Origin of the sequence: Thauera butanivorans (genome assembly GCF_048398245.1) — a bacterium.
In the GTDB taxonomy this organism is placed as follows: domain Bacteria; phylum Pseudomonadota; class Gammaproteobacteria; order Burkholderiales; family Rhodocyclaceae; genus Thauera; species Thauera butanivorans.
Genome location: NZ_CP183038.1, coordinates 2,369,024 through 2,389,704 on the forward strand (window position 1 = coordinate 2,369,024; position 20,681 = coordinate 2,389,704).

General features: G+C 66.2%; 20 protein-coding genes. 8 read left to right on the forward strand and 12 right to left on the reverse strand.

Features of this window, described 5'->3' with window-relative positions:
* Window positions 1–4: 4 nt before the first annotated feature.
* A complete protein-coding gene (locus ACNQFN_RS11585) occupies window positions 5–1,015 on the reverse strand; it encodes a fumarylacetoacetate hydrolase family protein (RefSeq protein ID WP_068635180.1) in 1,011 nt (336 codons plus the stop codon).
* Window positions 1,012–1,563, reverse strand: coding sequence for a VOC family protein (locus tag ACNQFN_RS11590; RefSeq protein WP_068635179.1), 552 nt, complete (start codon window positions 1,561–1,563; stop codon window positions 1,012–1,014). Before ACNQFN_RS11590 ends, ACNQFN_RS11585 begins: the two co-directional genes overlap by 4 nt.
* Before the next feature lie 140 nt (window positions 1,564–1,703).
* On the opposite strand from ACNQFN_RS11590, the gene ACNQFN_RS11595 reads away from it, so the two are divergent.
* Complete coding sequence (locus ACNQFN_RS11595) at window positions 1,704–2,630, forward strand: LysR family transcriptional regulator (RefSeq protein WP_418646569.1); 927 nt, start codon at window positions 1,704–1,706, stop codon at window positions 2,628–2,630.
* 130 nt (window positions 2,631–2,760) lie between these two features.
* On the opposite strand, the gene ACNQFN_RS11600 is transcribed toward ACNQFN_RS11595, so the two are convergent.
* Genes ACNQFN_RS11600 through ACNQFN_RS11630 form a run of 7 tightly spaced genes read right to left on the reverse strand, consistent with a single transcriptional unit; the run spans window position 2,761 to window position 8,761 of the window.
* The gene (locus tag ACNQFN_RS11600) at window positions 2,761–3,528 is read right to left on the reverse strand and encodes a Crp/Fnr family transcriptional regulator (RefSeq protein ID WP_418646570.1); all 768 of its coding nucleotides are present in this window, start codon (window positions 3,526–3,528) and stop codon (window positions 2,761–2,763) included.
* Between the two features lie 17 nt (window positions 3,529–3,545).
* Window positions 3,546–5,483: a nitric oxide reductase activation protein NorD gene (locus tag ACNQFN_RS11605; RefSeq protein ID WP_418646571.1), complete on the reverse strand. Its 1,938-nt coding sequence runs from the start codon at window positions 5,481–5,483 to the stop codon at window positions 3,546–3,548.
* Window positions 5,484–5,486: 3 nt separating this feature from the next.
* The gene (locus ACNQFN_RS11610; protein WP_068635176.1) at window positions 5,487–5,921 is read right to left on the reverse strand and encodes a hypothetical protein; all 435 of its coding nucleotides are present in this window, start codon (window positions 5,919–5,921) and stop codon (window positions 5,487–5,489) included.
* A gap of 11 nt (window positions 5,922–5,932) precedes the next feature.
* Window positions 5,933–6,745 (reverse strand): CbbQ/NirQ/NorQ/GpvN family protein, encoded by an 813-nt coding sequence (locus ACNQFN_RS11615; RefSeq protein ID WP_068635175.1) that lies wholly within the window; start codon window positions 6,743–6,745, stop codon window positions 5,933–5,935.
* On the reverse strand, window positions 6,742–7,023 hold the full coding sequence (locus tag ACNQFN_RS11620; RefSeq protein WP_068635174.1) for a cytochrome C oxidase subunit IV family protein: 282 nt from the start codon (window positions 7,021–7,023) through the stop codon (window positions 6,742–6,744). The genes ACNQFN_RS11615 and ACNQFN_RS11620 overlap by 4 nt, the downstream gene beginning before the upstream one ends.
* Window positions 7,024–7,033: 10 nt before the next feature.
* Window positions 7,034–7,636, reverse strand: coding sequence for a cytochrome c oxidase subunit 3 family protein (locus tag ACNQFN_RS11625; RefSeq protein ID WP_068635173.1), 603 nt, complete (start codon window positions 7,634–7,636; stop codon window positions 7,034–7,036).
* 45 nt (window positions 7,637–7,681) lie between these two features.
* Window positions 7,682–8,761: a type I glyceraldehyde-3-phosphate dehydrogenase gene (locus tag ACNQFN_RS11630; protein WP_068635172.1), complete on the reverse strand. Its 1,080-nt coding sequence runs from the start codon at window positions 8,759–8,761 to the stop codon at window positions 7,682–7,684.
* 186 nt (window positions 8,762–8,947) lie between these two features.
* Here ACNQFN_RS11630 and ACNQFN_RS11635 point away from each other — a divergent pair, with 186 nt between their 5' ends.
* The 6 genes from ACNQFN_RS11635 to ACNQFN_RS11660 all read left to right on the forward strand — a co-directional run bounded on the left by ACNQFN_RS11635 (window position 8,948) and on the right by ACNQFN_RS11660 (window position 16,558).
* Window positions 8,948–11,167, forward strand: coding sequence for a TonB-dependent siderophore receptor (locus ACNQFN_RS11635; protein WP_418646572.1), 2,220 nt, complete (start codon window positions 8,948–8,950; stop codon window positions 11,165–11,167).
* A gap of 87 nt (window positions 11,168–11,254) precedes the next feature.
* Window positions 11,255–11,578: a hypothetical protein gene (locus tag ACNQFN_RS11640; protein ID WP_157659083.1), complete on the forward strand. Its 324-nt coding sequence runs from the start codon at window positions 11,255–11,257 to the stop codon at window positions 11,576–11,578.
* Complete coding sequence (locus ACNQFN_RS11645; RefSeq protein WP_068635170.1) at window positions 11,575–11,892, forward strand: hypothetical protein; 318 nt, start codon at window positions 11,575–11,577, stop codon at window positions 11,890–11,892. The genes ACNQFN_RS11640 and ACNQFN_RS11645 overlap by 4 nt, the downstream gene beginning before the upstream one ends.
* Before the next feature lie 3 nt (window positions 11,893–11,895).
* Entirely contained in the window at window positions 11,896–13,518 is a 1,623-nt protein-coding gene (locus ACNQFN_RS11650; protein WP_418646573.1) for a PepSY-associated TM helix domain-containing protein, read from the forward strand.
* 169 nt (window positions 13,519–13,687) lie between these two features.
* Complete coding sequence (locus ACNQFN_RS11655) at window positions 13,688–14,065, forward strand: ArsR/SmtB family transcription factor (RefSeq protein WP_418646574.1); 378 nt, start codon at window positions 13,688–13,690, stop codon at window positions 14,063–14,065.
* Between the two features lie 159 nt (window positions 14,066–14,224).
* Window positions 14,225–16,558, forward strand: coding sequence for a heavy metal translocating P-type ATPase (locus ACNQFN_RS11660; RefSeq protein ID WP_418646575.1), 2,334 nt, complete (start codon window positions 14,225–14,227; stop codon window positions 16,556–16,558).
* Between the two features lie 41 nt (window positions 16,559–16,599).
* On the opposite strand, the gene ACNQFN_RS11665 is transcribed toward ACNQFN_RS11660, so the two are convergent.
* The 3 genes from ACNQFN_RS11665 to ACNQFN_RS11675 form a co-directional block, all read right to left on the reverse strand.
* Complete coding sequence (locus ACNQFN_RS11665) at window positions 16,600–17,652, reverse strand: NAD(P)-dependent alcohol dehydrogenase (RefSeq protein WP_068635166.1); 1,053 nt, start codon at window positions 17,650–17,652, stop codon at window positions 16,600–16,602.
* 197 nt (window positions 17,653–17,849) lie between these two features.
* Window positions 17,850–19,229, reverse strand: coding sequence for a cbb3-type cytochrome c oxidase subunit I (locus ACNQFN_RS11670; protein WP_068635165.1), 1,380 nt, complete (start codon window positions 19,227–19,229; stop codon window positions 17,850–17,852).
* Window positions 19,230–19,289: 60 nt separating this feature from the next.
* A complete protein-coding gene (locus ACNQFN_RS11675) occupies window positions 19,290–19,715 on the reverse strand; it encodes a c-type cytochrome (RefSeq protein ID WP_068635164.1) in 426 nt (141 codons plus the stop codon).
* A gap of 200 nt (window positions 19,716–19,915) precedes the next feature.
* On the opposite strand from ACNQFN_RS11675, the gene ACNQFN_RS11680 reads away from it, so the two are divergent.
* Entirely contained in the window at window positions 19,916–20,668 is a 753-nt protein-coding gene (locus ACNQFN_RS11680; RefSeq protein ID WP_418646576.1) for an N-acetylmuramoyl-L-alanine amidase family protein, read from the forward strand.
* The last annotated feature ends 13 nt before the right edge of the window (window positions 20,669–20,681 follow it).

Below are 20,681 nucleotides of genomic sequence, written 5' to 3' on the forward strand. Positions count from 1 at the left end.
CCTGTCAGCCCTTGCGCGCCACCACCCGGTTCTCGATCGTGCCGAACACGCTGCGGCCTTCGCGATCGAACATCTCGACGCGCACCACGTCACCGTCGCGCATGAAGGGCGTGCTCGGCTCGCCCTGCTCGATCGTCTCGTAGGTGCGCACCTCGGCGAGGCAGCAGTAGCCCACGCCGCCGTGTTCGATCGACGAACCCCACAGATCGCCCTGCTTGTTCGAGACCGTGCCCGAGCCGATGATCGAGCCGGCTTCGAGTTCGCGCGTCTTCGCCACATGGGCGATGAGCTGGCCGAAGTCGAAAGTCATGTCGACGCCGGCTTCCGGCTTGCCGAACAGCTTGTCGTTGAGGTGCACCACCAGCGGCAGGTGGACCTTGGCATCCTTCCAGGCGTCGCCCAGTTCATCCGGGGTGACTGCTATCGGGCTGAAAGCCGAGGCCGGCTTGGACTGGAAGAAGCCGAAGCCCTTGGCGAGCTCGTTGGGGATGAGGTTGCGCAGGCTGACGTCGTTTACCAGCATCAGCAGGCGGATCGCCTTCGCCGCCTCGGCAGGGGTGGCACCCATCGGCAGGTCGCCGGTCACCACGGTGACTTCGGCCTCGAAATCGATGCCCCAGCTCTCGTCGGCCACCACCGCGTCGCGCGGGCCGATGAAGCTGTCCGAGCCGCCCTGGTACATCAGCGGGTCGGTGTAGAACGAGGGCGGCATCTCGGCGTTGCGCGCCTTGCGCACCAGCTCCACATGGTTGATGTAGGCGGAGCCGTCGGCCCACTGGTAGGCGCGCGGCAGCGGCGAATGGCAGGCTGCCTGGTCGAAGGGCTGCGACTCGACCGTATCGCTGTTCAGGGCCTCGTAGACCTGGCGCAGCTGCGGCTCGCAGGCTTGCCAGTCGTCGAGCGCGGCCTGCAGCGTGCGGGCGATCGCCGGCACCGGAAGGCAGCGGGCGAGATCGCGGCGGACGACGACCAGGGTACCGTCGCGGCCGCCTTGCTTGAGGGTGGCGAGTTTCACTTGAACATCTCCTTGTAGCTGCCGTCGTGCATCCAGGCAGCGTGCTTGGGAGCCTTCTTGGTCTGCGCCCATTCTTCGAGCATGTCCCACTTGACCTTGTCGAGCGCATCAAGCATCCCGGGGAGATTGGTGTTGCAGGCGAGTTCGAGGCGGTGGCCGTTGGGGTCGAAGAAGTAGATCGACTGGAACAGCGCATGGTCGGTGGGGCCGACGACCTCGAGGCCCTCGGCTTCGAGGCGCGCCTTGGTGGCGAGCAGGATCTCCATCGAGTCGACTTCCAGGGCGAGATGCTGGGTCCACGCTGGGGTGTTCTCGTCGCGGCCCATCGGCGCCCGGGTGGGCAGCTCGAAGAAGGCGAGCACGTTGCCCATGCCGGCGTCCATGAAGATGTGCATGTAGGGATCGGCCTCGCCGGTCGAGGGCACGGCATCCTCGGCGATCGACAGGATCAGCTTCATGTGCAGGTGCTTCTCGTACCAGCGCGCGGTCTCCAGCGCGTTCTTGCAGCGATACGCGACGTGGTGGATCTTCTTCACGATCGGGGTCATTGCAGTCTCCTCTCTCCTGTAGGCCCCTCGGCAAGGGGATGATGTGTTTCGTTTATCGATGCATAAGTGATGTCGCTATTAAATTGGAAAATGTTTTATCATTCAAACGACTTTTTCAGATTCATTTATTGGATTACCGGATGAATGTGACCTTGCGCCAGCTGCGCGCCTTCCTCGCCGTCACCCGGACCGGAAGCTTCACGCTCGCGGCAGAGAGCCTCTACATCACGCAGTCGGCCCTCAGCGGACTGATCAAGGAACTGGAGCAGGGGCTGGGCGTTCGCCTGCTCGATCGCAGTACGCGGCGCATCCAGCTGTCGGAGATCGGCCGCGGGATTCATCCGCTGATCGAGAAGATCCTCGCCGACCTCGACGGCGCACTCGACGAGCTTGCGAACATCAAGGCGCTGAAACAGGGAGTGGTGCGAATCGCGGCGCCGCAGTTGATGGCCTGCACGCTGTTGCCGGACGTGATCGCAGCATTTGCGCGCGATTACCCGAACATCACGATCCGGCTCACCGACTGCGCGGTCGAGAGCGTGACCTCACGGGTGTTTTCGGGGGAGGTGGACCTGGGCGTCGGCCCCGAGCGCGATCCGAATTCCGATATCGATGCCGCGCTACTGTTCGCGCTGCCGTTCCATGCGGTTTTTCACCGCGAGCATCCACTGGCGGACGCCGAATCGGTGTGCTGGGCCGAACTCGCAAATCACCCCTTGATAACACTGCAGGGCCAGTTCACCGAGCGCCTCTCGATCGATCTGCACAACGTGGTGCGCGGACTCGACCTCAACCCCAACGCGACCGTGACCTTCATGTCGACTGCACTCAGCATGGTCGCGGCCGGACTGGGGGCGACGATCTGCATTCCCTACGCCGCTTCGCTGGTACGCCTGTATGGCTTGAGCATGCGGCCGCTGGTCGCCCCCGAAGTCTTCCGCCGCTTCCATATCTTCACCCGCAACGGCCGTTCGCTGTCACCTGCAGCCGAGGCTTTCCGGGATCATCTGACGCGATATGTCCGCGAGCACGCGGGCTTCTCGGCGGAGGGCATGCGAAAACAATAGACTTCGCTGGTGTTGCAGCTGCCACCGAGACTGGCTGCGACACCTTGCTCAGCGAAGACATGCACCATGGTCATGCCCTGCCTGGTATCCGCGTCGTCAATCCTCTTGTGTCATCTTCGGCAGCCGTGGCTCAGTCCAGGCTGCTGCGCAGCCGCTCGATGTCCGGGATGTGGATGGTGCGGCCTTCGACCTCGATCAGGCCGGAGCTGGTCAGTTCGTGCAGGATGCGGGAGAAGTGTTCCTGCGTCAGGTTGAGCCGCGAGGCGATGGTGCCCTTGCTGGTGGGCAGGCGGATCGACACGCGGCCGGTGCCGCTGCATTCGCTGCCCAGTTCCTCTTCGCGCAGCAGGTAGCCGATGATGCGCTCGCGGCCGGAGCGCAGCGAATAGCTTTCGACGTCGCCCATCAGGCGGTGCAGGCGCTGGGAGAGGCCGGCGATGATCTTGTGGCAGAAATCCGGGTCGTTGCTTATTTCCTCGAACAGCACCTGCTTGCCGATGTGCAGCAGGGCGCTGTCGGTCAGCGCCTGCGCCATGACGACGTAGGGCTTGTCCATGAACATCACCGCTTCGCCGAAGCTCTGGCCCGGGCGCAGGATGTCGACCACTTTCTCGTTGCCTTCGGATGAGGTGAAGGCGAGCTTGATCTGGCCGGACAGGATCAGGTGGAAGCCGGTGCAGGTATCGCCGCGATGGAACAGGATTTCGCCCTTGGCGGCCTTGATTTCGCGCACGCCGCGGGCGAAGCGGGCGATTTCGCCACAGCCCAGGCCCTGGAACAGCGAGGCATGGCGCAGCAGGCGGCACAGGCGCTCGACTTCGGGTGCCAGCGGAAGGGCCTCGGCGGGCGGATCGGCTTCGCGCATGGCTTCCTGGCATGGGGTGTCGAAATGGTTCATGGCGTTGCTCTCATGCGTCAGCGGGTCAGTTGGGCATAGAACATCGGCAGGCGGGCGGGCAGTTCGTCGGGCTGGCGGATCACCGCGTAGCCGCCGGGGCCGAACAGGTGGGGCAGGTAGCTGGCGCCCTCGCGGTCGATGGTGACGCAGAAGGGCACGATGCCGCGGCCGCGCGCTTCGATGACGGCGACGCGGGTGTCCTCGATGCCGTAGCGGCCATCGTAGAGGTCGAGGTCGTTGGGCTTGCCGTCGGACAGGATCAACAGCACGCGCCGCGCGGCGGCCTGCTTTTCGAGCACGCTGGTGGCGTGGCGGATCGCCGCGCCCAGGCGGGTGTAGTAGCCCGGCTTGATCGCCATGATGCGGCCGCGCGCGGCGTCGTCGAAGCGCTGCGAAAAATTCTTCAGGTGGTGGAAGCGGACGTTGCTGCGCTTGACCGACGAGAATCCGCACAGCGCGAAGCGGTCGCCGGTGGCCGACAGCGCTTCGCCGAACAGCAGCAGCGAATCGCGGATGACGTCGATGACGCGCGCCTCCGACGAGATCCAGGCGTCGGTGGACAGCGACAGGTCGGCCAGCGCCAGACAGGCGAGGTCGCGTTCGCGCTTTTCCAGCGACAGGTAGAGCTGGTCGGACGGGTGCTGGCCGATGGCGCGATCGGTGGCGGCGCGCACCACCGCGTCGAGGTCGAGCTCGCTGCCGTCGATGCGGCCCTTGAGCCAGCGCCGGCCCGGCTGCAGCGCGGCGAACTGGCGATGCAGGTGGCGCGCGGTGCGGTGCAGGTGGGGCGGCAGCGGCGTGGGCGCGGCGCGCGGGTCGTGCGGCGAGGCGGTGAGTTCCTGCAGGCGGACGTGGTCTTCGCGCAGCAGTTGCTTGCGGTAGTCCCATTCGGGCAGCGGAATGCCGTCGCCGAGCACGACGTCGTCCTCGGCGGCGGACGGCAGGTCGAGGTCGAAGCGCACCTTGGAGGCGACACGCTCCTCGTCGCGCGACAGCGCGAGCTGTTCGAGGTTGGCGGCGGCGTCGGCGGCATTGTCGTCGGGGTCGTCGTCGCTGCTGCGCTTGACCTTGAGGAACTCGGCCACCGACAGCAGGCTCTCGGCGCGGAAGATCATCAGCAGGCCGTGCTTCTCCTGCGGCTGGTCGACGCGCTCGACGCGGTGGGCCTGGCGTTCGGTTTCGCGCTCGTCGCGCTTGTTCTGCGCGTTGGCGCTGGCTTCGGCGCCGCGTCCGCCGCGGGCGGCGGCGGCCTCGCCGGGCATCAGGTCGCCCAGCCACAGCAGCACGGGCTGGTGCGCCATGCCCTTGGGCGGCAGGGGCGGCAGGGCGGCGACGCTGCCGGGCTGCTGCAGCGCCTGGCGGATCAGGTTCTCGCGTTCGGCTTCGACCGGCGGCAGGCGGGCGGGGGCGATGCGCTGCTGGATGACTGCGGCCACGAGGCGGTCGTAGCGCGGCTGCAGGCCGGGCCAGCGCAGCAGCGCGCGTAGCGTGGCGAGCTGGTTCAGGCGCAGTTCGAGCGTCGCCGCGTCGGCGCTGGCGCCTTCGGGCAGCGGCGCGAGCCGGGCTCGGGCCTCGGCCAGCGCGGCTTCGTCCTCGGCGCCGGCCGGCGCGCCGCTGGCGGCGGCGAGCGCAGCGAGCCACAGGTAGAGGTCGCGGTTCAGGCTGCGCTCGGGCAGGGCGTCGAGTTCCATCGGCAGGCGCAGCGTGACGGCGTCCATGCGCGCGCGGGCCGTGCGTTCGTCGCTGCCGGCTATGCGCGACAGCAGGCTGCGGCGCGCGCCGTGCACGTCGGCGGTGGCGGCGGCGACGCGCAGGCCGGGGTCGCCGCCGAGGGCGCGGAAGAACACGCCCGTCATGCGTTCGATTTCCTTCAGCCTGACCACGGCCTGCGGAAAATGCCCGCCCGCGGCGCGGGTGATGAAGCGGTGCCAGAGCTTGCCGACGGTTTCTTCCACGGCTCAATGCTCCTTTGGAGGGGAGAGGTCCAGTTCAGGCTCGCGCGGCCCGAAGATCGGATAACGCCAGGGCCGGCCATTGACCGCGCGCGACAGGCCGAGCACGCCGAGCAGGATCAGCCCGGAATGGACGAAGGTGAAATACAGCACGCCGATCACCCACGACCACGGGTTGTCGAAGCCGCCGAGCACGAAGATGGCCACGCTCAGGCTCACCAGCAGGGTGCCGCCCCAGATGCAGGTCCAGCCGGTCTGGCGCAGGTGGTTGCGCACCAGCGGGTCGGGATGATTGCGGTGCTTGATCCACAGGAACATCAGCGCCAGGAAGGCCAGGCCCGGCGCCAGCATCAGGTTGATGAGGAACAGGGCCTCGGCGGCGATGGCGAGATGCGGGCCGGGTACGGCGTGGCGAAGGGGGTCGGGGCGTTCGATCGACATGGCCGTTCGCGTCAGCGGCCGAAGGTGGCCGACACGACTTCCATCAGCGCCTCGGCGACTTCATGGTCGTCGGTCAGGCTCTCGATGATGCCGACGCGGCAGGCGGCGACCGGATCCATGCCGTCCTTGATCAGCAATGCGGCGTAGATCAGCAGGCGGGTGCTGGCGGCTTCCTCGAGATCGCGGTCCTTCAGCGCGCGCAGCGCGCCGGCGATCGCCACCAGGCGGCGGGCGAGGTCGGGCGGGCAGGCGGTCTCGCCGATCAGGATCGCTTCTTCCTGTTCGGCGCGCGGGAAATCGAAGCGCAGGCTGACGAAGCGCTGGCGGGTCGAGGGCTTCATGCCTTTCAGCAGGTTCTGGTAGCCGGGGTTGTAGGAAACCACCAGCATGAAGCTGGGCGGCGCCTCGAGCAGTTCGCCGGTGCGGTCGATCGGCAGGATGCGGCGGTCGTCGGCCAGCGGGTGCAGCACCACCGTGGTGTCCTTGCGCGCCTCGACCACTTCGTCCAGGTAGCAGATGCCGCCTTCGCGCACCGCGCGGGTCAGCGGGCCGTCGCACCACACCGTCTTGCCGTCGCCGATCAGATGGCGGCCGACGAGGTCGGCGGCGGTGAGATCGTCGTGGCAGGCCACGGTGTGCAGCGGCAGCCCCAGGCGGGCGGCCATGTGGGCGACGAAGCGGGTCTTGCCGCAGCCGGTCGGGCCCTTGATCAGCAGCGGCAGGCGGTTCTTCCAGGCGTGCTCGAACACTGCGACTTCGTCGCCGGCGGCCTGGTAGTAGGGGATGTCGAGTTGCTGCGTCTCGGCGCGGTTGTCCATGTTCATTGCGGCATTCCTTTGATGTATGCGATGGCGATGACCGCCCAGACGAGGACCATCCAGCCCAGCGTCAGCATGCGCCACAGCGCCGGTGCATGTCTCAGGGCCATGAAGTCGAGGATGATGACCGCGCCCTTCCAGAACGAGATCGCGGCCAGCGCGGCGATCGCGCCCTTGCCGGTGGCGCCCAGCACGCCCATGCCCCAGGTCAGCAGCGTGGCGACGATCAGCGTCGCCCACAGCAGGGTGGCGCGTCGCGGCGTGCCATGTACGTCGGAGCTCATCTTCTCCTCCTCAGTGGATGACATAGACCAGCGGGAACAGGATCAGCCACACCAGATCGACCATGTGCCAGTAGGCGGCGCCGGTCTCGATGCCGTTCATCTCGCCCGGCCGGTAGCGGCCCTGGCGTGCGCCGTTCCACATCGCGACCAGGATCACCATGCCGAGAATCACGTGCATGAAGTGGAAGAAGGTCAGCGACAGGTAGAACATGTGGAAGGGGCTGCTCGACAGGCTGATGTTGTGCTCGAAGGCCGCCGCGTACTCGAACATCTTGACCACCAGGAAACCGGCGCCGCAGGCGATCGCGGCCAGCAGCCAGCGCGCGCAGGGCTGCGACAGGCTGTGCTCGGCGGCCTGCACCGCGCGCACGACGAAATAGCTGGCGGTGAGCAGCAGCACGGTGTTGAGCGCGCCGGCATGGCGGTTCAGCGCCGCCTGCTCGGCATCGAACAGCTCGATGTTGTTGGCGCGGGTGAAGGCGTAGGCGGCGAAGAACACGCCGAAGGCCAGCAGTTCGGCGAGGATGAAGAACCAGATCGCCAGGTCGCCCGCGAGTCGGGGGCCGGTGGTGTCCGGGGGTGTTGCAATGGCGGGTAGGGTGTCCTGTTCCATGCATCGAAGTCTAGGCAGCGGGGCATGGAATTAACTTGATCGTGGTTAACTGAGCCGTTCCGCGAGGGATTCGGCGGCGCGGCCCAGCCAGTGCCGCGTCACATCCGCCATGCGGTTGGCAAACCCCCATTCGTTGTCGAACCACACCACCAGGTTGAGCAGCCGCGGCCCGATCATGCGCGTCTGGCCGCCGTCGACGATCGCCGAATGCGGATCGTGGTTGAAGTCGATCGAGGCATGGGGGTCGTCCGACCACGCCAGCAGTCCGCGCCACGTGCCTTCGGCAGCGGCGCGCAGCAGCCTGTTGATCCGCGCCGCGTCGGTGTCGCCGGCGAGCTGCAGCACCATGTCGATGGCCGAGACGTTGTGCGTCGGCACGCGGATGGCCTTGGCCTGCACCTTGCCGGCGAGCTCGGGCAGCAGGCGCTCGACGCCGCGCGCCAGGCCGGTGGACACCGGGATGATGGACTGCATCGCCGAGCGTGTGCGGCGCAGGTCGGCGTGGTGGTAGCCGTCGATCAGCGGCTGGTCGTTCATCGCCGAATGCAGGGTGGTCAGCAACACGTTCTCGAGGCCCAGTTCGCGGTGCAGCAGGGCCAGCACCGGCACTGCGGCATTGGTGGTGCACGACGCGTTCGACACCAGCCGGGCATCGGCGCGCAGGCTGGCATCGTTGATGCCGTGCACGATGGTGGCGTCGACGTCCTCGGCGCTGTTGCCCGGCTGCGATAGCAGCAGGCGTGGGCAGCCTGCCCGCAGGAAGCGTTCGAGTTCGGCGCGGCTGCCGTACTGTCCGGAGCATTCGACCACCAGATCGATGCCGTGGGCTGCCCAGTCGAGCGCTTCGGGCGTGGCTGCATGCGAGACCGCGATGGCCCGGCCGTCGATCAGCAACTGGTCGCCGCTCGTCTCGACCTGGCCGGGAAAGCGCCCGTGGGTGGAATCGAAGCGGGTCAGGTAGGCGATGCTCGCGAGATCTGCCGGCTCGTTGATCGCCACCACCTGGAACTGCCGTGCCAGCCCGGCCTCGTGCAGGGCACGCAGGTAACAGCGCCCGATGCGGCCATAGCCGTTGATGGCGATGCGTTGCGGGCGGGATGGGACGGGGGGCGGGGTGCGTGACACGGTGGCTTCCGGTGGGCGGGTCGGGGGAAAAGCGGAATTCTAATGGGCGATGGCCCCGTGCCGGAATTCGTGCAGGGCAGGAGCAGGCTTGCTGCGGTTTCAAAGTCGGTTATTTAGCTCTCGTTTTTATTAGTACAATGAGAACTGTTTTCATTAAAATTCATCGTCCGTTCTCATGAGGAAACCATGAAGGTCCGCATCGCAAGTTTGAAGAGGAAAACCGTATGCCTGGTCATCCTGTCGGCCATGCCCGCACTGGCAGCCGCACAGGAAAGCCGGCAGGCGTCCGCAGACGACGGGTTGGCGCCCACGGTGTTGAAGGCGGTCACCGTTGATGCCTACCGAACGGCGGAAACGACGTCGGGTGCGACCAAGACCGATACACCGGTTGCCGAAACGGCACAGTCGGTATCGGTGATCGTGCGCGACGAACTGGACGCGCGCGGCGTGCAGAACCTCAACGACGCGATGCGGTATGTCGCCGGAGTCGCGCTCGAAGGCTCCGGCATCGACAATCGCGTCGATGATTTCAGCATCCGCGGCTTCGATGCCGGCAGCTGGAGCAACAACGTGACCGTCGATGGCATGCGGGCGCCGCAGGGCAGCCAGTGGAACCGGACGATGGTCGATAGCTGGAACCTGGAGCGCGTCGAAGTCCTCAAGGGGCCGTCGGCGGTGATGTATGGCCAGGTGGCACCGGGAGGCATGGTCAACCAGGTGAGCAAGATGCCGTCGGCCGACCGCGAGCGGCTCCTGCGGCTCGGCATCAACGGCCATGGCCAGTTCAATACTGCCTTCGATGTCGGCGGCGGCAGCGAGGACGACCGCCATCTGTTCCGTCTGGTCGGGCTCTACCGCAAGGGTGATACCCAGATCAAGCACACGCCGGAAGAGCATTACTTCATCGCGCCGAGCTACAGCTTGCAGATCTCCGATGCGACGAAGCTGACGCTGCTGGGCCTGTACCAGCGCGACGACGGCGGTTCGACCTACCAGTTCCTGCCAATGGACGGAACGCTCGTCGCGACGCCGTTCGGGCGGATGAAGAACACCACCTTCATCGGCGAGCCGCACTGGAATACCTATGATCGTACGATCTGGACTGCCGGCTATGTCTTCGAGCACGCATTCGACGACAGCTGGAAGTTCAGCCAGAGTGCGCGTGTGACGGACGTGGAGTCCCTGTTCCGTACGGTGGTCACCAGCGGCGCATTGAATGCCGACGGCCGCACTCAGAACCGCCGCGCGGTATGGGGCGAGGGCGATTCCAGGGGGTATACCGTGGATACGCGCCTGACCGGAAAATTTGCCACTGGCGCGGTTGCACACACCTTGCTTGCCGGGCTGGATTGGCAGAAGGCGGATTGGACCGGTGCGCGCGGCGCGATGACCAGCCCTCCGCCCATCGACATCTTCAACCCGGTGTACAGCGGCTTCAGGCCCACCACCACCAGCATCAGCTACAGTGGCGGCAAGAACGAACAAACCGGGGTCTATCTGCAGGATCAGATGGCCATCGACAAGTGGCGGCTGACCTTGGGCGGCCGCTACGACTGGACCGAGGATGACACCTACTCGCAGCCCTATTCTGCCATTTCCGGTGTCTACGGCGCCCGCAGCCCGAGCAGGGTAAAGAACGAAGCCTTCACCCGCAATGCCGGAATCCTCTATGTTTCCGATCTGGGCCTGTCGCCTTATCTCAGCTATGCCGAGTCGTTCCAGCCGGCCGGCAGCAACACAAGCATGAGCTTCACCGACAAACCCTTCGATCCGGTGACCGGCAAGCAATGGGAATTCGGCATCAAATACCAGCCGGCGAACCATGATGGCCTCGTCACCGTGTCCATCTACGACCTGCGCCAGCAGGACATCCTGGTCGACGACCCCGATCCCGCCCACAACACATGCGGTTCGAACGGAACCAGCCAGTGCCAGGTCCAGGATGGCGAGAGCCGGGTGGCGGGCGTGGAGCTCGAAGGCCGGATCACGCTGCAGAAGGGGTTGAGCGTGATCGGCGCGGTGTCGTGGATGGATTCGGAAATCACCCGCAGCACGGCCGGCCTGAAGGGCAAGGAGCTTGCGCGCGTGCCGGAGAAAACCGCGTCGCTGTGGGCCGACTACACTTTCCTCGGCGGAGACCTGGCCGGCCTGAGCCTGGCGGCCGGGGTGCGCTACAACGGCAGGAGCTACGGCGACAGTGCCAACCTCTACGAGATTCCGTCCTTCACGCTCTATGACGCGGCAATCCGCTACGTCATCGGCCGCGACAGCGGCACGCCCGTCCAGCTTGCGCTCAATGTCGGCAATCTGACGGACAAGCGCTACGTTTCCACCTGCGGCGGCGTTTCTTCATGCTTCTACGGGACCGGCCGCACCGTCAACGCGACCGCGACCTTCAATTGGTGAGTCCGTGGCGGCAGGTTCCCCCGCCGGGGCGGACCGCGTCATGGCATACCCTGTGGGCAGCGACGCAAGCGGGGGCGGCAGTGATGATTGTCGCTGCGGCTGCAGCCGTATCTTTCGAATGAGATCAGTACGATGAATGCGTGGATGGTCCTGCTTTCGGCGCTGTCCGGTGTGGCGGGCGCATGGCTGCTCTATCTGGCATCGCCGCAGCAACTGTGGTCGGCACGCCGATCCTCCCCCCGCGGCCTTGCCTGGCTCGGCAGCGGCTGCCTGCTGCTGTCCCTGGTGCTGCTGCTGTCGATGATGGGGGCGATGGCTGCGGTGGCGAGCTGGATGGTGCTGGCGATGCTGGTGTGGACGGCGGCGCCGTTCGTTGGTGCATGGCGGGCGCGGCAGCGGAGGCCGTCATGAGCGAGAAGGCGGCAACGGTGAATGTGCGGCGGCTCGACAGCCGCCACTGGTTCGGCAAGGGCTGTGCCGGCGTGCTGCTCGGTTTCGGCCTGGCGGTGGCCCTCTCCGGCTTGTTTGCCTGGCTCGGCCCGGGAGGTATCGAGGGTGGGGGCGGCAAGACGCAGTTCAACATGTGGCTGATCTCGCCGATCTGGGCGGGTGTGCTGTCCTTCGTATTCCTGTTTCGCGACAGCCTGCGTGCATGGTTGTGGCTGGGCGCGGCGAACCTGGCTGCTTTCGGCCTGTTGGGCGCGCTCCGGCTGGGCATGGGTTGAGCAATGAAAATCCGTAACGACGTCATCAAGGTATACAAGGACGTACACATCTGGGTCGGCATCGTCAGCGGGCTGATGCTGTTCATCGCCTTCTACGCCGGCGCCATCACGATGTTCGAGAAACCGCTCGAACGCTGGGCGACGCCGCCATCGGCGCTGGCGCCGCCGCCGCCGATCGAGCGCGCGGACGAATTGCGGGAGGCCGTCCTCGCCAGGCACCCGCAGGCGGCGAAGTTCCATGCCGTCGTTGTCCAGCCGACTGCCGAAATGCCTGCAAGAGTGGTATGGCGCGAACCTGGCAAGACCCGTCGGGACTTTACCGAGTATGGGGCGAGCTTCGCTGCCGATGGCAGCCTGCAGGTCGAGAAGCTGGCCAGGGCGCCGGTGGCGCAACTGGTCGACACGCTTCACCAACTGGTGGGCCTGCCGTTTGCCGATGCGGTGGCACGCCCGATCATGGGCGCCGTGGCCTTGCTGTATGCGGTGGCGCTGGTTTCCGGGCTGATCATCGTGCTGCCGACGCTGGTCAAGGATTTCTTTGCCCTGCGCCTGGGCAGGAACATCAAGCGCATGTGGATGGACGTCCACAATGCGCTGGGCATCGTCAGCCTGCCCTTTCACCTCGTCATGGCGCTGACCAGCGTGGTGTTCGCCTTCCATACGCCTTTCTACGCGGTTCAGGAGAAAGTGGTGTATCCCCATGGCCTGCCCTGGGGGCAGCACGATCCTGCGCCCTTGCCCGGCCCCGACGAATACCCGCTGCCGGCGGACGAGCTGCTGCGCAGAGTCGAGGCGCAACTGCCGGGTTTCGAGGTGTACAGCTTCATTTTCCGTGAAGACCATGGCCAGTTGGAGGCGAGCGTCACCGGCCTGGACATCCGCTACGGCACTCGTGGGCGAACCTATGCGAGCACGCACCTGAATCCCTACACCGGCGAAGTGGACCCGCATGACCTGCCCGGGCACATGGAGCCATGGGACGCGACCGTCAATACCTTCTTCATGCTGCATTTCGGCAGCTACGGCGGCGACGCGATGCGCTGGCTCTACGTGGCGATGGGACTGGCCGGTGCCATGCTGTTCTACACCGGAAACCTGCTGTGGATCGAATCGCGCCGCAGGAAGCGGCGCGACGGCGTCATCCCCGGGCAAAAACGTTCGGCCCGGGTGCTGGGCTGCCTTACCGTCGGTGTGTCCCTTGGCTGCGTGATCGGTATTTCGGCGACGTTGGCAGCGACCAAATGGCTGCCAGGCCAGGCCGATGACCTCGCTGCATGGCATGAGGGCATTTATTACGCAGTTTTCTTCGCCGCCGTTGCCTGGGCCTTCGTGCGGGGGGCTGCCCGCGGCGCCGACGAACTGCTGCGGCTGGCGGCGCTGGCGACCCTGCTGATTCCGCTCGGCAGTCTGGCGGGCATCTGGGGGATCGGCGGCACCTGGAACCATCACGGCGCGGGCTTCGCCGTCGATGCCACCGCCCTGGCAGCCGTACCGGTGTTTCTGCTGCTGGCGCATCACACCCGCAAGCGGATGCTGGAAGGCCATGCCGATAGCGTCTGGTCCGCGAAGCATGAACCTGCCGTCGATCCAGGTGCTTCACCTCAGGAGGTGGCGGTTTCCAAGTGAGGGGCCGGTATGGACGGCCGCTGCTGCTCGCCGTCGTCCTGCATCCTGCCCCGCGGGGTGGACGTGACGGGGGTTCTAGGCTGTAATCCCGGCCACCAGCAGGGCAGACCGATGCGGCTGCCGATCAGGGACCACAGCGGCCGGCTTCGGGAACAGGTATCTTCGCGCCATGACTTCACACAAACCGCGCGACGGCAAGGATGTGCCGCCTGCGCCTGCACGAGAACAGGACGCCGGCGATGCCTTTGCGCTGTCGCAGAACGACGTCACCATCCTGGCGGAGACTTTCCGCCTGCTGGGCGATCCGTCGCGCCTCAGGATCATGCTGTGCTGCATGAAAGGTTCCACTTCGGTGGGGGAGATCGCTGACAGCCTTGAGCTGTCGCAGTCGCTGGTCAGCCACCATTTGCGGCTGCTGCGTGGCGCGCGGCTGGTGAAGGGAGTGCGGCGGGCCAAGCACATCTTCTACGAAGTCGCCGACCAGCACGTCAGCCAGGTGCTGCAGGACATGGCCAGCCACATCGTGGAAGAGCAGGCTGACGATTGAACGCTGCGCCCGGGCAGGAGGTGTGGCGCTGCAGCGGAGCGGGTGTGCCTTTTTAAAAAACACATGAACAATTGTTCATGTGTGCTAGTATGAGTGCACCTGCTGTGCAAGAAGGTCTGCGTTTTTGCAGCTCCCGCATCGGCAGGCAAGGAGATCGGCATGAATGAACACCATGCGGAGCACGGGCACCACGACGGCCACCGGCACGAGCGGGATGGCTGCGCGGATCACTGCCATTGCGAGATCCAGGCCTGCGCGGACGGGCATCGGCATGCCCACGCGGCCGGGGAGGTGGCTGCCGCCCAGGCAGCGTCCGCTCCTGCGCCCGAAAGCTCACCCAGGGTATCGATGCGGGTCGAAGGCATGGACTGCGCAAGCTGCGTCGGCAAGATCGAGACTGCGCTGGCGCGCATGCCGGGGGTGTCCTGCATCCGGCTCAATTTCGCTGCGGAAACGCTGGAACTGGCGCTGGCGCCGGATTCGGCCACCGGCGTCGGCGACATCGAGAAAGTCATCGGCGGGCTGGGCTTCGGTGTGTCTGCCATCCAGGACCGGAGGGGGGAAGAGGGAGCGCCGAGCGCTCCTGCTGCTGCCGCGGACCTGCCCTGGTGGAAGACGAAGAAGGGCGCGCAGGTTCTCGGCCTCGGCGTGCTGATGGGTGCGGCCTATGCGATGGCGCTCGTGTTGCCGGCATATGGGCCCTGGGTGTTTGCCGCCGCCGTGCTGCTCGGCGTCTTTCCCTTCGTGCGCAAGGCGTTCGCACTGGCGCGCGCGGGTTCGCCGTTCTCGATCGAGATGCTGATGTCCGTCGCTGCAGTCGGTGCCCTGCTGATCGGCGAGGCGGAAGAGGCCGTTGCGGTGGTGTTCCTGTTCTCGGTCGGCGAATTGCTGGAGAACGTCGCCGCGGGCCGTGCGCGCGCCGGCATCAAGGCGCTGGCCGCGCTGGTGCCGAAGACGGCGCTGCTGCTCGATGGGCAGGGCGGGCAGCGCGAAGTGCCGGCCTCGTCCTTGCGCGTGGATGACCGCGTGCTGGTCCGGCCGGGCGACCGCGTGCCGGCCGACGGCGTGATCGTGGCGGGCGCGTCCAGTCTGGACGAGTCGCCGGTGACCGGCGAGTCCGTGCCCCGGGAGAAGGCAGCCGGCGACGGCGTCTTCGCCGGCACCATCAACGTCGATGGCGTGCTGCAGGTCCGGGTGGACAAGGCCGCCGCGGACAACACCATCGCCCGCATCATTCATCTGGTGGAGCAGGCCCAGGCCGCCAGATCGCCCACCGCGCGTTTCATCGAGCGCTTCAGCCGCTATTACACGCCGGCGGTGATGGCGCTGGCGGCGCTGGTCGTGCTGGTGCCGCCGCTGGTGCTGGGCGGCGACTGGGGCACCTGGCTCTATCGCGGCCTGGCGTTGCTGCTGATCGCCTGCCCTTGCGCGCTGGTGTTGTCGACCCCGGCCGCCATTGCTTCGGGCCTGGCGGCGGGCACGCGGCAAGGGCTGCTGATCAAGGGCGGCAATGCGCTGGAAACCATCGGCCGCGTGGGTGCGATCGCCTTCGACAAGACCGGCACGCTGACCGAAGGCAGGCTGCGCGTCACCGACATTGCCGCCTTTGACGGAGAAGAAGGGGAAGACGAGGAGAGCCAGGCGATGAGCGTGCTCGCGCTGGCGGCGGGCGTCGAATCCGGTTCCAGCCATCCGCTGGCCAGGGCCATCATCCGGCAGGCCGAAAGTGCCGGGCTCGCCATTCCAGTGGCGGCGGAGGCTTCGGCCAGCGCGGGCCGGGCAGTGCGTGCGCGGGTGGATGGCCGTCGCCTGGCGGTGGGCTCTCCGGTGTACGCCGAGCAGGTCGCGCAGCTTGCGCCTGGGCAGCGGGCACGCATCGAGGCCTTGCAGAACGATGGCAAGACGGTGTCGGTGCTGCTCGACGAGGAGGCGGGGCGCGCCCTGGGCCTGCTCGCGCTGCGCGACGAACTGCGGCCGGATGCGCGTGAGGGCGTCGCCCGGCTCAAGGCGCTGGGCGTGCGGCCGGTGATGCTGACCGGCGACAACGCCCGCACGGCGCGGGCGCTGGCCGGCGAACTGGACATGGAATGGCAGGCCGAACTGCTGCCGCAGGACAAGCTGCGCCTGATCGACGGCATGAAGCGTGATGCCCGCGTGGCGATGGTGGGCGACGGCATCAACGACGCGCCGGCACTGGCAGCGGCCGACGTCGGCATCGCGATGGGCGGCGGCACCGACGTGGCGATCGAAACCGCCGATGCCGCGCTGCTGAAGAGCCGCGTCAGCGATCTCGCCCATCTCATCGCGCTGTCGCGGGCGACGATGGCCAACATCCACCAGAACGTGGTGTTCGCGCTCGGCCTCAAGGGGGTGTTCCTGGTCACCAGCGTGCTGGGCATGACCGGCTTGTGGGTGGCAGTGCTGGCCGATGCCGGGGCGACGGCGCTGGTCACGCTCAACGCGCTGCGCCTGCTGCGCTTCGGGCGTGGCTGAAGCGCCGGCTCGCCCGCGGCATACGGGGGCGGGCCGCTGCTTCAGGCGACGCTGGACAGCGAAGCCATGTCGATCACGAAGCGGTAGCGCACGTCGGCTTTTTCCATGCGCTCGAAGGCGTGGTTGATCTCGTCCATGCGGATCATCTCGCAGTCGGGCAGGATGTTCTTTGCCGCGCAGAAATCGAGCAGTTCCTGCGTCTCGCGGATGCCGCCGATCGGCGAGCCGGCGATGCGGCGGCGGCCGAACAGCAACGGCACCGTGCTCAGTTCGTCCAGCGGGCCGATCTGGCCCACCAGTACCAGCGTCCCGTCCACGTCCAGCAACGGCAGATAGGGCTTGAGGCTGTGCTGGACCGGCACGGTGTCGATGATCAGGTCGAAGCTGCTGGAGGCCTTGCGCATCGACTCGGTGTCCGATGAGGCGAGCAGGCGGTGCGCGCCCAGCGCCAGCGCGTCGGCTTCCTTGTCCCTGCTGCGGCTCAGCACCGTGACGTCGGCGCCCAGCCCGACCGCGAGCTTGACCGCCATGTGGCCCAGGCCGCCCAGCCCGATCACGGCCACCCGGCTGCCCGGCCCGACTTGCCAGGTGCGCAGCGGCGACCAGGTGGTGATGCCGGCGCACAGCAAGGGCGCCGCCCGGGCCAGATCCAGCCCTTCGGGTACGCGCAGGCAGAATTCCTCGCGCACCACCAGATGCTTGGAATAGCCGCCCTGCGTCGGCTCCCGGGTGATGCGGTCGTGTCCGCCATAGGTGCCGGTGCAGCCCTTGCGACAGAGCTGTTCCTCGCCCCGTTGGCATAGATCGCATTCCATGCAGCTGTCGACCAGGCAGCCGACGGCGACGTGGTCGCCGGCCTTGTAGCGGGTGACCTCGGCGCCGACCCGGGTGACGCGACCGACGATCTCGTGCCCCGGCACGATCGGGTAATAGCTCTTGCCCCAGTCGTTGCGCGTGGTGTGCAGGTCGGAATGGCACACGCCACAGTAGAGGATCTCCATCGCGACGTCGTTCGGCCGCAGCGCACGGCGTTCGAACTTGAAGGGCGCCAGAGGCGTGTCCTTGCTGTAGGCGGCATAGCCATAGGTCTGCATGTGCGGGCTCCTGTGCTGTATTTCTCGGAAAGCTGGGATCCTACAGGCTGTGGCGCGGCAGGCAAGCGGTTTGCCGCCGCCGGACTGCCGGGCGCCGGATCGCCAGACCGTCGACGAAAAAAAAGGGGCGGCCCAAGCCGCCCCCAACCCCTTCCCCTGGTCGCCCAGGAGTTACTGCGGAGAGACACCGGTCATCGTCATGCCTTTGCCGGCTGGGTCTCGCCCTTGACGAAGAAGCTGATGACGTACACCACCAGGCCGACGAAGAACATCACACCCGCCCATTCACGCATCCAGTAGAACAGGGTGACCTGGTCCTGGGCGGCCATGAAGGACATCGGCGAGTCGGACACGCGCTGCAGCCACACTTGCAGGATGCCGGCGGCGGTGAGGAACAGGGTGATGAAGACCATCGCGATCGTCATCAGCCAGAAGGCCCACATTTCCAGCACTTGCGACTTGTTCGAGTTGGCGGCACGGCCGCGCAGGATCGGCATCGCGTAGCTGATGATGGTGAGCACGACCATCACGTAGGCGCCGTAGAAGGCCATGTGACCGTGGGCGGCGGTGATCTGCGAGCCGTGGGTGTAGTAGTTGACCGGAGCCAGGGTGTGCAGGAAGCCCCACACGCCTGCGCCGAGGAAGGCCATCACGCCGGTACCCAGGGCCCACAGCACGGCAGCGCGGTTCGGATGCTCGCGGCGACGGCGGTTGACCATGTTGAAGGCGAAGACGGTCATGGCGAAGAAGGGCAGCGGCTCCAGCGCGGAGAAGATGGAACCCCACCACTGCCAGTATTCCGGCGCACCGATCCAGTAGTAGTGGTGGCCGGTACCGATGATGCCGGTGACCAGGGCCAGCGTGATGATCACGTACAGCCACTTCTCGATGACTTCGCGGTCGACCCCGGTCACCTTGATCAGCACGAAGGCCAGCAGCGCGCCGAGGATCAGTTCCCACACGCCTTCCACCCAGAGGTGCACCACCCACCACCAGTAGAACTTGTCACGGACGAGGTTCACCGGGTTGTAGAAGGAGAACAGGAAGAAGATCGCCAGACCCCACAGACCGAGCAGCAGCACCATGCTGATGGCGGTCTTGCGGCCCTTGAGCGTGGTCATGGTGATGTTGAACAGGAAGGCGAGGGCGACGATGACGATGCCGATCTTGGTGATCAGCGGCTGCTCGAGGAACTCGCGTCCCATCGTGGCGAGGATGTCGTTGCCCGTCATCTCGGCCAGCGTGGCGTAGGGCACCAGCAGATAGCCGAGGATGGTGGCCGCACCGGCGACGAGGAAGATCCAGAACATCGCCAGCGCCAGCTTCGGGCTGTAGAGCTCGGTTTCCGCTTCTTCCGGAATCATGTAGTAGGCCGCGCCCATGAAGCCGAACAGCAGCCAGACGATCAGCAGGTTGGTATGGACCATGCGGGCCACGTTGAACGGGATTTCCGGGAACAGGAAATCGCCGACGACGTACTGCATGCCCATGATCAGGCCGAAAATGATTTGCCCCACGAACAGTCCGATCGCCGCGATGAAGTAGGGCATGGCGACCGCTTGTGATTTGTATTGCATGGATGATCCCCTTGTCGGTTCTCCGGGTTGCGTCTGAGGTTCTATGGTTCAGCCTTCGACTCAACCTTCGATGTTGGGCGGCCAGTTGGCGGTGTTGATCTCGGAGGTGTACTTCAGGAAGGCAACGAGCTCATCCAGCTCCTCGTCGGTCAGGTTGAAGTTGGGCATCTGGCGGCGGCCAGGCGCCATCGTGGGCATGCTCTGCATCCACGCCTTGATGAACTCCGGACCGCGGCGAACATAGACATTGCCGAGTTCAGGCGCGAAATAGGCGCCTTCGCCCAGCAGGGAGTGGCATCCGATACAGTTTCGTGTTTCCCAGATGTGCTTGCCGGCGGCGACTTCCGGCGTGATGTTGTGAGAATTGTCGCGCGATGGCAGTTCGCGCTCGGTGTCGAAGGTCAGCGCCAGGAACAGGAGGAAGAAGAAAACCGTCCCCCCATAGAAGATGTTCCGCGCCATCGATTTTGTGAAAATGCCGCTCATCGCGCACTCCTCATCATTGGTCTCGTTTTCAGGATTGATTGGTGTCAGTGGTAAGGGGGATTACATTCCCACGGCTGAGCCGATGGTGAGCGCATGGTAGGGAGCCGGCTGCCCCCCCACCATGATTTGAATCAAGATTGACCGGGTAGCCGGAATGCGCCCGGCGACCGGGCTGGAGAGCGTGGGTGGAGATGAACGGGATGGCATCGACAGCGCATCGCGTCTGCATGGCCATGCTCGCCTTGCCGGCGATTGCGCTGGCACATGGCGAGATCGTGGTGGACGTGGGCCATACCCTGGCGGCACCGGGGGCGACGAGCGCGCGTGGACGCAGCGAATTCGAATTCAACCTCGATCTGGCACGCGAGGTGACGGCGGCGCTGCAGGCGCGGGGCCGGTCCGCACGCCTGATCAACGAGGACGGCCTCATCCCCAGCCTGAAGGCCAGGCCACAGGCGGCCGAGGGAGCCGCCTTCCTGCTGTCGATCCACCACGACTCGGTCAACGCCTTCGAACTGCAGCCCTGGCAGTGGCAGGGGCAGGCGCTGGACTACAACGACGACTTCGCCGGACATTCGCTGTTCGTCTCGCGCGACAACCCGGATACCGCGCGCAGCATCCTGTGCGCCCGCATCATCGGCGCACGCCTGCAGCGCATGGGTTTCGAGCCCACCTACAAGAACGGCCGCCGCCGCGCCTACGCGGACCCCATGCATGCCGTGCATTATTACGATGGCCTGGCGGTGCTACGACATGCGACGATGCCCGCCGTACTGTTCGAGGCCGGCGTGATCAAGAACCGCGACGAGGAACTGCTGCTGCGCGATCCCGCGCGCATCGCCCGCATGGCCGATGGCATCGCCACCGCGCTGGTGGCCTGCCTGACTGCCGGCCAGCCGGCCGATGATGAGGCGACGGCAGATGGGCCGCCGCTGCAGCCTGTCGTGGAGTGATGGCTCGAGTGCT